Origin of the sequence: Delftia sp. ZNC0008, from assembly GCF_000799035.1 — a bacterium.
Lineage (GTDB): Bacteria > Pseudomonadota > Gammaproteobacteria > Burkholderiales > Burkholderiaceae_C > Comamonas > Comamonas tsuruhatensis.
The window spans coordinates 1-13790 of record NZ_JTKZ01000946.1 but is presented as its reverse complement, the minus strand read 5'-3'; the positions used below and the strand labels follow the sequence as shown (position 1 = coordinate 13790).

The 13790-nt window shown below is 62.6% G+C and carries 18 protein-coding genes and 1 other RNA gene; 5 read left to right on the top strand and 14 right to left on the bottom strand.

All coding sequences use genetic code 11. From position 1 onward, the window contains the following. A partial coding sequence (locus L995_RS34595) for a DNA gyrase subunit A (protein ID WP_331428964.1) occupies window positions 1-523 on the bottom strand: 523 nt, incomplete at its 3' end. Between the two features lie 229 nt (window positions 524-752). On the opposite strand from L995_RS34595, the gene ompA reads away from it, so the two are divergent. From ompA to ssrA, 4 genes are all read left to right on the top strand, one after another. Continuing rightward, entirely contained in the window at window positions 753-1412 is a 660-nt protein-coding gene (gene ompA, locus L995_RS30470) for an outer membrane protein OmpA (protein ID WP_016449510.1), read from the top strand. A gap of 85 nt (window positions 1413-1497) precedes the next feature. Further along, window positions 1498-2220, top strand: a complete 723-nt coding sequence (ubiG, locus tag L995_RS30465) for a bifunctional 2-polyprenyl-6-hydroxyphenol methylase/3-demethylubiquinol 3-O-methyltransferase UbiG (RefSeq protein WP_017406940.1) — start codon at window positions 1498-1500, stop codon at window positions 2218-2220. A 5-nt stretch (window positions 2221-2225) separates the two neighbouring features. Continuing rightward, entirely contained in the window at window positions 2226-2891 is a 666-nt protein-coding gene (locus L995_RS30460; RefSeq protein WP_047475189.1) for an HAD-IA family hydrolase, read from the top strand. A 12-nt stretch (window positions 2892-2903) separates the two neighbouring features. Further along, window positions 2904-3281: a transfer-messenger RNA gene (gene ssrA / locus L995_RS32615) on the top strand. 113 nt (window positions 3282-3394) lie between these two features. Here ssrA and L995_RS30455 read toward each other — a convergent pair. From L995_RS30455 to L995_RS30400, 12 genes are all read right to left on the bottom strand, one after another. Beyond that, the gene (locus tag L995_RS30455; protein ID WP_016454361.1) at window positions 3395-4519 is read right to left on the bottom strand and encodes a site-specific integrase; all 1125 of its coding nucleotides are present in this window, start codon (window positions 4517-4519) and stop codon (window positions 3395-3397) included. A gap of 11 nt (window positions 4520-4530) precedes the next feature. Continuing rightward, a complete protein-coding gene (locus tag L995_RS32610; RefSeq protein ID WP_034363741.1) occupies window positions 4531-4779 on the bottom strand; it encodes a hypothetical protein in 249 nt (82 codons plus the stop codon). Between the two features lie 233 nt (window positions 4780-5012). Next, on the bottom strand, window positions 5013-5255 hold the full coding sequence (locus tag L995_RS30450; protein WP_016454360.1) for a hypothetical protein: 243 nt from the start codon (window positions 5253-5255) through the stop codon (window positions 5013-5015). 64 nt (window positions 5256-5319) lie between these two features. Next, complete coding sequence (locus L995_RS30445; RefSeq protein WP_016454359.1) at window positions 5320-5850, bottom strand: hypothetical protein; 531 nt, start codon at window positions 5848-5850, stop codon at window positions 5320-5322. Beyond that, window positions 5847-6122 carry a hypothetical protein gene (locus L995_RS30440; RefSeq protein ID WP_016454358.1) on the bottom strand — a complete coding sequence of 92 codons (276 nt, stop codon included), beginning with the start codon at window positions 6120-6122 and terminating at the stop codon, window positions 5847-5849. Before L995_RS30440 ends, L995_RS30445 begins: the two co-directional genes overlap by 4 nt. Next, complete coding sequence (locus L995_RS34100) at window positions 6119-6769, bottom strand: hypothetical protein (RefSeq protein WP_193584796.1); 651 nt, start codon at window positions 6767-6769, stop codon at window positions 6119-6121. Before L995_RS34100 ends, L995_RS30440 begins: the two co-directional genes overlap by 4 nt. Then, complete coding sequence (locus L995_RS30430; RefSeq protein ID WP_016454812.1) at window positions 6766-7362, bottom strand: hypothetical protein; 597 nt, start codon at window positions 7360-7362, stop codon at window positions 6766-6768. Before L995_RS30430 ends, L995_RS34100 begins: the two co-directional genes overlap by 4 nt. Beyond that, entirely contained in the window at window positions 7352-7582 is a 231-nt protein-coding gene (locus L995_RS30425) for a hypothetical protein (RefSeq protein ID WP_047475183.1), read from the bottom strand. The genes L995_RS30430 and L995_RS30425 overlap by 11 nt, the downstream gene beginning before the upstream one ends. Further along, window positions 7579-7965, bottom strand: coding sequence for a hypothetical protein (locus L995_RS30420; RefSeq protein WP_047475181.1), 387 nt, complete (start codon window positions 7963-7965; stop codon window positions 7579-7581). The genes L995_RS30425 and L995_RS30420 overlap by 4 nt, the downstream gene beginning before the upstream one ends. Next, window positions 7958-9844 carry a hypothetical protein gene (locus L995_RS31530; RefSeq protein WP_052195899.1) on the bottom strand — a complete coding sequence of 629 codons (1887 nt, stop codon included), beginning with the start codon at window positions 9842-9844 and terminating at the stop codon, window positions 7958-7960. Before L995_RS31530 ends, L995_RS30420 begins: the two co-directional genes overlap by 8 nt. A 225-nt stretch (window positions 9845-10069) precedes the next feature. Further along, window positions 10070-11485: a DNA cytosine methyltransferase gene (locus L995_RS30405; protein ID WP_047475179.1), complete on the bottom strand. Its 1416-nt coding sequence runs from the start codon at window positions 11483-11485 to the stop codon at window positions 10070-10072. A gap of 71 nt (window positions 11486-11556) precedes the next feature. After that, window positions 11557-12681 carry a phage Gp37/Gp68 family protein gene (locus tag L995_RS30400; RefSeq protein ID WP_047475177.1) on the bottom strand — a complete coding sequence of 375 codons (1125 nt, stop codon included), beginning with the start codon at window positions 12679-12681 and terminating at the stop codon, window positions 11557-11559. An 87-nt stretch (window positions 12682-12768) separates the two neighbouring features. On the opposite strand from L995_RS30400, the gene L995_RS33600 reads away from it, so the two are divergent. Continuing rightward, window positions 12769-13449, top strand: coding sequence for a hypothetical protein (locus L995_RS33600; protein ID WP_156136160.1), 681 nt, complete (start codon window positions 12769-12771; stop codon window positions 13447-13449). A gap of 43 nt (window positions 13450-13492) precedes the next feature. Here the strand turns inward: L995_RS33600 and L995_RS30395 are convergent, their stop codons facing one another. After that, a complete protein-coding gene (locus L995_RS30395) occupies window positions 13493-13768 on the bottom strand; it encodes an H-NS histone family protein (RefSeq protein ID WP_047475173.1) in 276 nt (91 codons plus the stop codon). Window positions 13769-13790: the final 22 nt, after the last annotated feature.

Genomic DNA, 13790 nt, shown 5'->3' with positions numbered 1-13790 from the left:
CAATGCCCGAGGAACCGTTGACCAGCAGATTGGGCAGCCGCGCAGGCAGCACCAGCGGCTCGCGCTCGCTGCCGTCGTAGTTCGGGCCGTAATCGACCGTTTCCTTGTCGATATCGCCCAGCATTTCATGGGCAATCTTGGACAGGCGGATTTCGGTGTAACGCATCGCCGCCGCGCTGTCCCCGTCCACCGAACCGAAGTTGCCCTGACCGTCCACCAGCATGTGGCGCAGCGAGAAATCCTGCGCCATGCGCACGATGGTGTCGTACACCGCACTGTCGCCGTGCGGGTGGTATTTACCGATCACATCACCGACGATACGCGCCGACTTCTTGTACGGCCGGTTCCAGTCGTTGTTGAGCTCGTGCATGGCAAAAAGCACGCGCCGATGCACAGGCTTGAGACCATCTCGCGCATCGGGCAGCGCCCGGCCCACGATCACGCTCATTGCGTAATCGAGATAGCTGCGACGCATCTCCTCTTCGAGGCTGATGGGCAGGGTTTCTTTAGCAAACTGGGTCATGTGTGGCGATACTCTGACGGCGGGAAAAGGCCCATTTTAGGTCGAATGACGTGTAGCAGCCGAGCAACATAACCCTGGAATTCCGCCGCTGTCCTACTTGTTGGCCCCCGCTTGGCGGTCCGTCTGCATGTGACGTATGGCACAATCAATTCAACGTTTTTGGTGATGGTCACTGATGACGTCCACAGATTCGCAGCCCTGCTGCGGCTTTTTCCCCAAGAGGAGAACCATGAAGAAACTGAACAAAGTGGCGATGTTGTTTGCCTCTGCCGCCCTCGCAACGGCCGCTGGCGCACAAGTGAAGGCTGCTGACGGTGGCAAGACCATCGACAACTGGCAAAACGGCACCAGCGAACTGGTGTGGAAGAACGGCACGAACGAACTGTGCTGGCGCGATGCCAACTGGACGCCCGCCACTGCAGCTGCTGACTGCGACGGCGCTCTGAAGCCTGTGGCCGCCGCTGTGGCTCCCGCCGCAACGCCCGCTCCGGCAACTCCCGCACCCGCACCGGCACCCGCTCCGGCCGTGGCCTCCAAGGTGACCTTCTCTGCCGACGCTTTCTTCGACTTCGACAAGTCGGTTCTGAAGCCCGAAGGCAAGGCCAAGCTGGACGACCTGGCCTCCAAGGTCAAGGGCATCAACCTGGAAGTGGTCATCGCCGTGGGTCACACCGACTCCGTTGGCTCTGACGCCTACAACCAGAAGCTGTCGGTTCGCCGCGCTGAAGCCGTGAAGGCTTACCTGGTGTCCAAGGGCATCGAAAAGAACCGCGTCTACACCGAAGGCAAGGGCGAAAAGCAGCCTATCGCCGACAACAAGACCAAGGAAGGCCGCGCGAAGAACCGTCGCGTGGAAATCGAAGTGGTCGGCACCCGCGCCGCCCAGTAATCTTTCGATTGCTTCTCGCAAAAGCCCCGGCAACGGGGCTTTTTTTATGGCTGAACGGTCGCCGCAATCGCCGACAATCGACGCCATGAGCAACGCAATCAACCTCAACGCCGACCCGGCGGAGCTGGAGAAATTCTCCAGCCTGGCCCATCGCTGGTGGGACCCGGAAAGTGAGTTCAAACCCCTGCATCAGATCAATCCGCTGCGGCTGGACTGGATCGATGCGCAAGTTCCCTTGAAGGGGCGCAGAATTCTGGATGTCGGGTGTGGCGGCGGCATCCTTGCCGACTCCATGGCGCGCAAGGGTGCGCGCGAAGTGGTTGGCATCGATCTGGCCACCAAGGCATTGCGCGTGGCCCAGCTGCATGCACTGGAGACGGGTACGCCCAACATTCACTACCACGAAGTGAGTGTGGAGCGTCTGGCCCAGGAGCAGCCTGGTTCCTTTGATGTGGTGACCTGCATGGAGATGCTGGAGCATGTGCCCGATCCCGCCTCCGTGGTGTCGGCCTGTGCTGAGCTGGTCAAGCCTGGCGGCTGGGTGTTCTTCTCCACGATCAACCGCAGTGCAAAGGCCTTCGGTCTGGCCATCGTCGCGGCAGAATACCTGCTCAAGATGATTCCCAAGGGAACGCATGAGTACGCGAAACTGATCCAGCCCAGCGAACTCGCCATGTTCGCCCGTCAGGCTGGCCTTGATCTGCAGGCCAGCAAGGGCCTGCAGCACAACCCCATCACCGGGCGCTACTGGCTCAGTGCAGACACATCTGTGAACTACATGCTGGCCACGCGCCGGGCCGAAGGGTAAGCCGCATGTGGAAAGAAGTCCGAGCCGTGCTGTTCGATCTGGACGGCACCTTGATCGACAGTGCACCAGACCTGGTTGCAGCCGCAGACAGGATGCGTACGGATCGGGGGATGCCTTCAATTCCCTATGAGCGATATCGACCCATGGCGGGCGCGGGGGCGCGGGGCATGCTGGGGGTGGGGTTCGGGCTCACGCCCGACTCGCCCGAGTTTGCGCAGATGCGCGAGGAGTTCTTCCGCAACTACGAGCAATGCATGACAGAGCGCACCTATGCGTTCGAGGGTGTCGAGGAACTGATTGCACGACTCCAGGCTGTGTCCATGCCCTGGGGCGTGGTCACGAACAAGTCCATGCGCTTTACCGATCCGCTGACGCAACAGATGCCGCTGTTCGCAACTGCGTCAGCCGTCGTCAGCGGCGACACCACGCCCCACGCAAAGCCCCATCCTGCACCCTTGCTGGAGGCTGCCGCGCGTATCGGCCTTCCTCCCGAGAGTTTTGTCTATGTCGGTGACGACGAGCGCGACATCGTTGCAGGCAAGGCCGCAGGCATGAAGACCGTGGCGGCTTGCTACGGCTACCTTGGCGCAGCCGGCGATACGCTGCACTGGCAGGCGGATGCGCAAATCAATTCTCCGCTGGAGCTCTTGAAACTGCTGGAAAGAGGCTAAGATAGGAGCCTTGGGGCTGTCCTGGTTTCGACGTGGGTTCGGGACCGGTGTGGTGCATGTCGAGCTTGATTGACGCTCGTAAATCTCCATTCAAAAAACTAACTGCAAACGACGAACGTTTCGCACTCGCCGCTTAAATCCGGTGAGCCTTGCAACAGCACGCTGATGGGCTGGGCAAGGGGGTAGCAATACCTCCCGGCTGCAAGGGAATTCACATCAGCTGGCTGCGTGCTGGGCTTCTTAGTACGTGGCAAGATCCAAGGAAGCTGGCATCCCGGGTAGCGTGCGCCTGCGCGACTCGGGAGGCGAGACTCAAAACAGAACGCTAAACATGTAGATCTGCCCGGCGAAGGCTTGCGGACGCGGGTTCAATTCCCGCCAGCTCCACCATCCAAGACAACGCCACACAACGGAGAACCCGATGTGTGGCGTTTTTTCTTGCCCGCTCGTTGCCTTGTGTTGCCCTGAAATTCACACCGGAATCACACCGGATTCACACGGGCTCAGTTCACCGCCTGGAGCGTGGCCCGGGGCTTCTGGTAGTCCTCGCGGATGAACTTCCCGTAGGTGCGAAAGACCATCTCCACATCTTCGTGGCCCAGTTGCTGGGCGACATACCACGGGTTGGCACCGGCGGTCAGGATCGAAGAAGCGTAGGTATGCCGCACCTGATAGGGGTTCCGGTATGGGATGCCGGAACGCTGCATGATGGGCATCCATGCGGTCTTGCGCACCTGGGCATCAGTTGTCCACGGCTCGAGCGTCCGAGGGTTGAGCCAAACCCGTGCGCCGCGGAGCATGCTGTAGGCCTTCTGTGTTCGCAGGGCCTCCATGGCCTCGAAGTTCAGGTCCACGCTGCGGATGCCTGCGGCCGTCTTTGGTGCCTTGAGCACACCCACGACCTGGTTTTGCTCGATCCGGGCCGTTTCCTTCTCCCAGTCTATGTGTCTCCATTCGAGGGCCTGCAGTTCGCCCGGCCTCAGACCAGTGTTGAACCAGAACTGAACCATCGGCCGCTCATCGTCTCTGCACGCCAGCAGGATCTGCTCCCGCTCCGCCTGAGTGAAGGGCTGGATCACATAGTCGCTTGCCTTGCTCGTCTGGCGGATGAGCTTGGTGAGCGCGAGCCGATCGAAGGGATTGAACTCGACTAGTCCGTCGTTCAGCGCATCTTCAAACACGCTGCGCAAGGGAATCAGCATGTTCCGGATAGCCTTGCTGGTGCAGTCCATCCCGCTGATCCACTCCCGGAGGGCGGAAGGGGTGACTTCATGGAGCTTGAGACCATGCCATCGCCGCATGCGCTCCCCGCTGATGCTTTTTTCGTAGCCACGGAATGTGGCTGGCGACATCTTCCCGTTCTCGACCTGCTTGCGGTACAGCTCCAATTGCTTCACCAACATCTCTTCCATCAGGCAGGAAAGCGGATCTGGCGCGCGGGCCTTCGCACTGGCCGGGAAGTACTCGGCATACACAAACGTGCCATCTGTGATTTTGCGCCGGATCTCAGCACGCAGGTTTGCTGCGTACTGGATGCTGCCCTTGTTGACCGGCCCAGGGGGTAGCAGTTCGCGGCATTGCTGCCCGTGCCACGAGAACGCGATCTGAATTCGAGCGCCCGTGGCCATTTCCCGGACTGTCACGCCTGCCGGAGTTGATGGAGCTGGTTTTTTATCCACTGATCTGCTTCCTTTACGTTTACATAGAGGTGTCTGCCCACGACGCCGCAATGCGTGCCATCCAGCCAAATGCCGGCGCGACGGCGGTTATGGACGGTCATCGGCGTGATGCCAGTCATTTCCTTGTATTTCGTGGCAAGCACCCAATCCGCGCCCTGGGATGGCACGGTATTTCCTGGGGCGCAAGGTTCTGTAACTGTGTGTTTCATGTAATCCACCGAATTTGGGGCTCAAAACGGGTTCTTTCCGCGCACCCTGGGTTGATTTATCCAAGTGAAATGTGGCGGCGTACCGGCATTGAGGTATTGAGTCCAGATCGTCTGTCCAGCGTGGCAACGTTCGTGCCGACCAGGCAAGACGCCAGCTGCGCAACACTGGGGACACGCAAAGTGATGGGTCAGGTAGGCTTTGTCAGCGGCCTCCCAGGAGTCGCGTGGTGTTGTCATGGCAGCTTGTACGCCCGGAAGTGCTCGCGCAGCCGAGCGAACACAGCCGGATGCATGAACAGTCCTTGCGGGGTCCGGAAGCAAGAAGGCAACTGGCTCTCCACGCGCACAGCGGCCCAGCGTCGGCGGCGCTTGGCGATTGGGTGCCGGCGCAGCTCCCAGGCCACATGCACGGTCACTGCATATGGAGTCTGGAATACCGGCACCCCGTTGAAGGTGCTGAACTGGTTGATGTTCATTGCGAGCCCAGAAATGAGAAACCCCGCTCAAAGGCGGGGCTGGTTGATTGGAGGGTGGTGCGAGCTACGCTCGCCAGAGCCACCAAACGGTCCTGTCTGGTCCCGACGCCAAATCCCAGCCGCCGAGCCACTGATGAGGCAAGGAGCGCTGGATCGCCGCCACATCGGCGGACAGGCGCATTTCGGCGACGTGCCGGGCTGCCGCCGCTTCGATGGTGCTGGCCACAGCCGCGCGGGCCTCGCGCTCCAGGCGTGGGAGAAAGTCGGCGCGCTGTGCTTGCAGCAGGCGCAGCCCGGCCAGTAGGTCTGGATGCAGCGCCAGGCAATCGTCTGCAGGGTCCAGGATTTCGTTACGGTCCCAGCAGATCACGTAGCACATGCCGCCGATCACGCGGTTGGTGAAGCCAGGCGCGCGATCCAGGAGGCTGTCAAGCACGTCGTAGAGGCGGCGCAGGTGCTTGCGGTCATCAGGATCGAAGTAGGTGGCGTCCTCGCCCCCATCCCATGGGCAGTACCCGCTGGAGAGGTCGTTCATCAGGGAGAGCAGTTCCCCGGCCGCGTCGATGTCGCGTTCGCTGGGCCTGGCGATCTTCATGATGATCCTTCGACAACAGCTTGAGCGCCCTCCAGCACCCTGGACACGCGCAGCCACTCGACTTCGACAATGGGGCCTTGGCTGCAGATGGTGGAATCGAGAAGCTTGCGCTGTTCGTGGTTGATAACTTGGAGCGCGTGGACCGCACGCGCCATCGTGGTCACTACATCCAGCAGGCCGAGCATGTCGCTCGGGTTGACGCAGACGCACTGCCCACTGCCTTCGGCGGCTTTGGAGAGGTCGCGTAGGCGCTGCAGTTCCTCTTTGGTCATGACAATCCTCCGGTGATGCCGTGGGCGACCTCGCCGTGGCGAATGCCGTTGATGAAGTCCGCTCGACTCTCGGCGGATGCACCCAAGTAGCCGGCGTCGGCCATCAGCTCATCCACGCGCGCGGGCGGCAGCGGGCCGGTGGCCTTGGATGTGAGCGCGGCGCGGCCCTCGTCAGTCAGGTGCAGGCGAGTGACGCGCACGGGACCGCCTGCGACTACCTCGCGCCGGGCGATGAGCGGATTGGGCCTCGGGATGATGCCGAGCGCCGTCTCAATGGCAGCATCGGCGCAATCCCAGACCTGGTGCTTTGGCTCCACGTCTTCGAGCGCGTGATCGCACCGGTCCTCGTGCTCGCGCATGACATCCCAGATCGCGCGGGCGACATCGGAGCGCAGCCGCAATCGGTCGTCATCGCTCAGCGGCAGCGGCTTGCGCGCCTCCAGCTCATCCGTCTCTGCGCGCTTGAGGATGCTGTTCTCGGAGGCGAGGTCCAGGGCCTGCATTTCCAGCTTGTGGACCTGTGCGAGCAGGCGCCCCAGCTCATCGACTGCATCCGAGGCCCAGGCGCGCAGGATCTCTGGGTGCATGCTGGCGCGGTGCTCGCGGATGAGCGCATCCGCCCGGGAGGGTGTTGGTGCTGTGGTCACGGGGTCTGTCCTTTCTCGGCTGCCGGCGCGAGCTGCTGCAGGGCCTCGCGCACGGCATTGCAGATGCGCTCCAGGTAGCCGTACTCCGGGTTTGGCTCCTCGGATTCAGGGCCAAGCGCGTACCACCACTCCTGGTGGAAAACTTCTTCGAGGAGCTTGGAATGGCTCCAGCAGGAGTCCTGTGTTTCGCAGTCACTGAGATCGTCGGCTTCGTCAAACAGCTCGCGCGCCTGTTCTTTGTCGAGGCTCCCGTATTTCATCTGCGTGCGATGGTCCCGGAATCGGCGGCGCAGGCAGATCGTCTTGCGCGCGAACTTCGCCAGCGCCTCGCCGTTGAACCGCGTGGAGTTCAGGCCAGGCGCGAAGTTCTTGATCAGGTAGTGGTTGTCGCAGCTGGCGAAGAACTGCGCGATGCCCTGATCGCCCATGGCGCCCCAGTACGACGCCCAGGCTCTGCCGTAGCACTCGATGGTGATTCTGCCGCGCCCTGGCTCAATGTCATCCAGCGTGACCCGTACGGGGTCCAGTCGGTGGGATTGCATGATGTCGCTGATCGTGAGGTGCACGACCGCGTTTGAACGCTCAACCTTCATGTGGTCCTTTCTGCTGCGCCTGGGCGCGCTGTGCTTTCCACTTGGGTTCGGTGGCCACTGCGGTCGCGCGGTCGGTGGCGATCACCGGGAGTTGCAGGAATGGGTAGCGTTCGCCAAAGCCGGCGCACGCCAGGGCTGCCCCGGAATCGTCCTGGATCACCCGGCCAAAGCCTGCGGGCCATTTCGTCATGTACTGCGCCAGAATTTCAAGCAGAGTCATGTGCTCTCCTTGTGCGCTGCGGGGCGCCTGCGGGCCTTGCGGGCGCCCTTGTATTGCGGTTCTGGGTGGTGGAGCGGAGGAGCCAGCGCGGCAGCCAAGATGGCGGCCCAGTTCGCTTTGTTGTTGAGCACGACAGGCCCGGCATCGCCATCGACCATCCCGGGCTCGGGCGGCACGCCCATGGGGTCGATGACACTGCATGGCACGGCCACGGTGCTGTGGCCGTTGTTGTAGTAGTCCAGGCTCTCCATCACGCTCTCGCTGCTGTATCGGCCAGACCAGGGGAGAGGCCAGGAGTAGCCAGAGTTCTCCGGCCGCCAGAACGTGATGTAGCGCGCGTCGCGGCGTGTGTGCTTCGTGCTGACGATGTAGCAGTCAGCCATTGCCGTGCTCCCCCTTGGCTGCTGCCTGGGCTGCGTCCGGGCTGCAACGGTCGATCCTCTCGATCTCGGCCAGGATCAGGGCTCCAGACTTGACCAGGGCGCGGCGCGGCGTGCATGGCTTGAACTCCCAGGAACGCGGCCATGGATAGTTGGTCGGCGGGTACACGTTGTCGTCCAGCGTCAGGTCGCGGTCGATGTCCCTGGAGATGGCCTGCAGGTTGTCCGATGCAACTGCTGCATATCCAGCCGCCGCAAAGCACATCTCGCCTTCGTCGTGCTGGTCGTCGTGCTCTGGCGTCCAGCCTTCGGCTTCGACCTGGCGGCGGCGCTCGGCCAGCACGTCCCGCGCGGCCTGGCTCAACACCTTGACGGGGTCATCCACTGCAGGCGCAGCAGGTGCTGCCCCGCTGGCATAGGCCAGGGCCTGGCTCTGCTGCTCGGGCGTGCCGTGCTGGAGCATCACCGATGCGATATGGTCCTGGGTGGCCTTGTCGCGCGACGTCATGCCGGCCGAGGGCGCAGCAGGTGCCTGGGGCGCTGCTGCCATCGCCTTCGCATAGGCCAGCGCATCGGAGAGACGCACCAGGGGTTCGGCTTGGAGCCATTCGTGGCCTGCCGCGTGTCGCTTGAAATCTACCGTTGGCGGCAGGTCGCCGGCTTTCTCTCCGCCTTCTATCTTGATGGGCTTGTTGAGCCACGCCACTGTTTCAGGCGCGGGCGCCTGTGGTGCTGCCGCCAGCCGATCCAAGACCATCGTCTCCACGATGATCGCCATCTCTTCGACATCGCCAGAGAGGCCGTGGGTGAGGCTCAGGGCTTCCATGTCTTCGTCGGTGAGCACTTTGGCGCCGCTGGCCGAGGCTTCAGATCCCTGTTGTGTCGGCGCTGCTGCCAGCGCGGCGCAGGACAGGTCGCCCGTGGTGTACCGGCGCAGCTCGGCAAGGGTCTTCGGAGCATCGCGCTTCTTGTCGATGGCACTGCATGCCGAGGCGATCAGGTCGAACGGAACGGCGATCATGCTGCCGGGCTTCGCTGCGGCGAAAGTGGCTGCGCCATTGGCGAATTCCTCAACCTCGTTGTAGCGGGGATGGTCTGCCGCCACGATGAACGACTGGTCATCCACGATCATCAGGCCCAGGTCTTGGATTTCATCGGTCAGCCAGCCGCCCCGGTCGTGGTCGTAGCGCTCGCACTCGAAAGAGCCGTCCGAGCCATTGACCGGCAGCGTGTAGCTGTCGTGCGGGCCGCCGTAGGTCGGCACGTACTGGCCTGATTTGTGATGCTCGATCCACATGAAGAAGGGGCGGCCAGTGATGGGGCACACATCCGGGCACCAGGGCGCGGTCGGGGCTGCAGGCGCTTCCAGGGCGGGCGCTGCCGGGGCGCGCAGGTATGCCATGGGCGCGCCCGGCTCGGTAGCGGCGTCCAGCACGATCTCGGCCACCTCCAGGCTGCGGCTGGGGTTGCCGGCAAAGCCCATCATCACGATGGCAAGGTCGCGGCGCGTCTTGTCCCAGGCCGGACCAGCCACAGCGGCAGGAGCTGCCCCGGCGTAGAGCGGCGTCCAGGCGCCAGAGGTCTTGCGTGCTTCGCAGATCTGGCTGTGCATGATCGGCCCCTCGGTGCTGCCATCGCTGCAAAACCGAATCCAGCATACGGGCTGGGCCGGCTCATCGATCTGGGCCAGGCACTGGTGGTCCAGGCGTGGCAGCTCGCACCACGCCACCACGTTGCCATCGACGCCCCAATGCTGCTCCTCGTGCTGGTTCATCTCGTACCAGCCGGCGGGGCAGAAGTATTCGTCTTTCTCCTCGCTGTATTCACCCCATTCGGGATCGGCGTCATCCCCAAGCGGTAGGGTGTGCTGGGCTGCCCACATGGCTCGCATTGGGATCTTCGCGCCCTCCAACCAAGCGAGGACGTAGCGGCCAGATTTCGGAAGAGCCTCGGAGGTCTTGATGATCTTCATGGTTGCCTTTCGGGGAGCAGCTGCCAATGCGCTGCAGTGGTGTTGATGACGTGGCCTGCGCGCTGCAGCAGCGGGCACTGGGGTGGGGTCGGGGTCATGGGGTGCAGAAAAAGCAAACCCGCCGAAGCGGGAGGGTCAGTTGCGGAGCGCTCTGGCGAGCCTGGCGCCGATCCAGCGCACGACAGGCACCGGCCAGCTGTTGCCCAGCGCCTTGTAGCGGGGGCCGTCTGGGCAGGCGTCGGAGGGCTTGCCGCGCCAGGGGATAGCCGTGTAGCCATCAGGAAATCCCTGCAGGCGCTCGCACTCGGTTGGGGTGAGGCGGCGGACCTGGGCGCCGAGCATTACGCCGTTGTGGCGGCGGCTTCCATAGTTGACGTCCAGGGTGCCCACGGTCTCGTTCATGCGCACGCCAGATTGCGAGGCCTGCACAGCCACGGCCGTTGGGTTTGTGGCGCCCAGGGCCGGGCTCAGGTTCTCGGTGCTGGCATGCTGAGTTGCGGACATGCGCGCGGGGAATGCGATGGTCGGAGCGTGGGCGCCGGCCGCCAGCGGATGGCACGGATCACCAGGCTTGGGGCTGCTGTAGTTGGCCGCGCTGGTGATCTGCGTGGTGTCGAACGCGACGGGGATCAGCGGCGTGCCGCGTCCCGTGCCGTCCTCGCTGTCGTCGAAGCCTTCACCGCGCAGGGTGTGCGTGATCTGTGGGATCAGGTGGCTGTGCCCGTGGTTTGCGTCCTGGCCACTGGCCCCTTGCAGGCGCCCGAAGCTGGCATCGATCGTCGCGACAGTGTCTACGAGCTGGCCACGCTCTGGGTCGTTGACGCCGCCACGGCGCCCAGCGCTTGCTGTAAGGCTGCCGGCAGGTTTTTGCCCCGCTTCTCGGCTCGGCGCAGTATCCCGGCGCATGCCGTCCCACTCAAAAAGTACCGCTGCGGGATCGAACCCGTTTCGAGCGCTTGCGATAACGAACACACGGCGGCGTCGTTGGGCCACTCCGAAATATTGGGCGTCCAGGGTCCGCCATGCGACTGACCGCGCTGGTCCATACACAGCACCAGCGTTTGCCCAGCGGCCCCCTGGTGGCTGAAGCGGCTCATCTTCTCCGGCAAGGCCTGCCAGAAAGCACCCGAATGCGTTGTCCTTGGTGCTGAGGACGCCCGGGACGTTTTCCCAGAGGATGCCGGCTGGAGGCTTTCCAGCGGCAAGTCGAACATGGTCAATTGCATCTGCAAGCTCCACGAATTTGAGGGTGAGATTGCCGCGGGCATCGGCAAGGGAATTGCGCAGGCCCGCGACGCTGAATGCTTGGCAGGGCGTACCACCGCACAGGACATCGGGCGCGGACACCTCGCCGGAGAGCACGCGCCGCGCGATTGCGGTCATGTCGCCTAGATTCGGCACGGCCGGGTAGTGGTGGGCCAGCACGGCGCTGGCGAAGGGATCGATCTCGCTGAGCCAGGCGGGCACAAAGCCCAGCGGACCGAGCGCCACGCTCGCGGCCTCAATGCCGCTGCAGACGCTGCCTAATGTGATGGGTGGCGCGTTCGCCATGCAGGGTTCCTTTGGGACAAAAAAAAGCCACTCGCGGCATACCGGGAGGGCTTCGGTGGTTGTGTGTGGGTTCAGCTGGCGGGCGTCTCGTCCCAGGTGCGGCCGTCCAGCTGGCGGCCTGCGGCCTTCTTGCCGACCCGGTACATCGTCATGGCGCCGGGCGGGAAAGCGTTCGGCTCCAGGAGGTGATGCACGGTGCCGTCCAGGTGAATGACCGTGCTCTCCGTGCTGCACACACGGCCATAGATGTCATCCAGGTTGGCTTGGTCCTCGTGGGGCTTTGCAATCACACGGGACCGCCACAGAGCTCGGTCCTCACCTTCGCTCATCTGTGAGATCGGCCGCCACTCGCCCCACTGCTTGAACAGGAAGGGCACGCCGGCCGATTGGCACTGGTCACGCAGGCCACTGGACCAGTCGGGATGCATGGGCCGCGCACCTGGGCCGCTCTCTCCGCCGACAATCACCCAGTCCAGCGCGGGCAGATCTGGCGCCGGCTCATGCTCTTGATTGACGCATTGGGTGGTGCCGCGCAGCGGGTAGATCTCGCAGTCACCATTGATGTCGATGACGGTCAGATCCACAGGTCCCAGCAGGGGCTCCATGGAGAGGAAGCGCCGGCGCGCCGGCACGACCAGCAGCTTGTGGATGTCGCGGTCGGCCTCGGGCTGGTTGGTGATGGTGGCGCCCAGCCACACGTTGCTGGGCGGGTTGTCGTCTTCGGTCCAGTCCTGGAGCCACTGTGACAGCGGCTGCGCATCCACTGCCGGCCAGTTGTCCAGCACCCAGTTGTGGGCCTCCTGCAGGCGTTGCCGCACGATGCCAACACGCTTGGTCAGCAGCAGCCAGTCGAGGTGCGGCGTGGTGCGCACCAGCTCAAGCAGGTCCACCAGCCATTCGATAGGCACGGCGTTGTCCGCCCAGTCGGCCAGCGATGCGCAGAACACGCGCTGGCGGCGGCCATGCTGCGCCATGAATGCATCGGCCTGGGCGTTCCAGCGGCGCGGCATGGCCCAGGTGGCGGGGCTGGTGCGGCGGCGCGGAGCGCCTGGACCCCAGTTCACGGCCTGGCCGCCGGCAAACCGCGCATTGCGGGTCTCGGCATAGCAGTGGTCACAGCCTGGGCCCACCTTCTGGCAGCCTTCCCAGGGGTTGAACGTGTGGTCGGTCCATTCGATCTTGCTGTTCTCAGACATTGTGGGTTCCATGCAAAAAAGCCCGAGAGGCGACTGCCAAACGGGCTATGGGGGGTTAGGATTCGCCACTCATGAAAGGAGAGGGCGATGATTGAAAATCAGATGGCTATTTCTGCCTTGCAAACTGCTGCTCCAGAGGAGTTTTGTTTTCTCTGGAGAAATTGGTGGGCGATATGTATGACAAAGTCCGAATGGGCCAGCTGGGTGCAAGCAATTGGATCAGTTGCCGCTATATTTTCGGGTTTCTATTTGGCAAGAAAAACCCTGCGCCTTCAGCATGAGCAACAGCTCCAGAGGGATGCAGAAGAAAAGCGAATTAGAAATCGGATGCAATACTGTGTACTAGCCGATCTTTTTGACGCTACGGAAGCATGGGGAAATGAGTTGGAAAGAACTATTAATGACAGAGAGAACTACAGTGTCGATAGCTCAATTTATATGGCGGAATCCCTGGCTGATCGTCTGAGGTCAGTATCTAATGAGCAATTGCCTGCAGTTGACTCAATTAGAAGAATAAATATGGCTATCATCAGTGTAGATGCATTGATTGCTGGGCTCAAGGTTGTTCAGTCCCTCGAAGGTGAAGCGGAAATTTCTGCTCGGCAAACAGTCAAGTTTCGCGCTAATCGTCTTGCAAATTTGGCTTTGGTTGATAAGGATTTCTGCGATAAACAGGCGAAGGATATTTCCACCGCAGAAGAGATATCTATAAGTGAACAAGCCGAAATAAGCAGGGCACAGTCCTTATCCGAGCTGTTTAGCAAATAGCGGGGGGAGGCCCTGTCCAAAGACACCGTTATGGTGATGAGAATCAAATCTTGAAGGGCGTGCGGTCCTTGCCCTTGATCCAGTTCGGGGGCTTGCCGCGCCCGGTCCAGGTGGAACCCGTGGCCGGGTCGCGGTACTTCGGCACGCCCACGCTGCTTTTGGCCTTGCCCTGGGGGAAGACATCGGCAGCGGTCAAGCTGTGCTCCTGGATCAGCGCGCGGGCCGCGGCGATGCCCTCGGCTTTGCGCTCGGCCTGGGCCTGGGCGATCTGGGCTTCGAGTTCGGCCTTGCGGGCCAGCAGGTTCTGGTAGTCGGTCATGTCAGGGGTTCCTTTCTTGGAC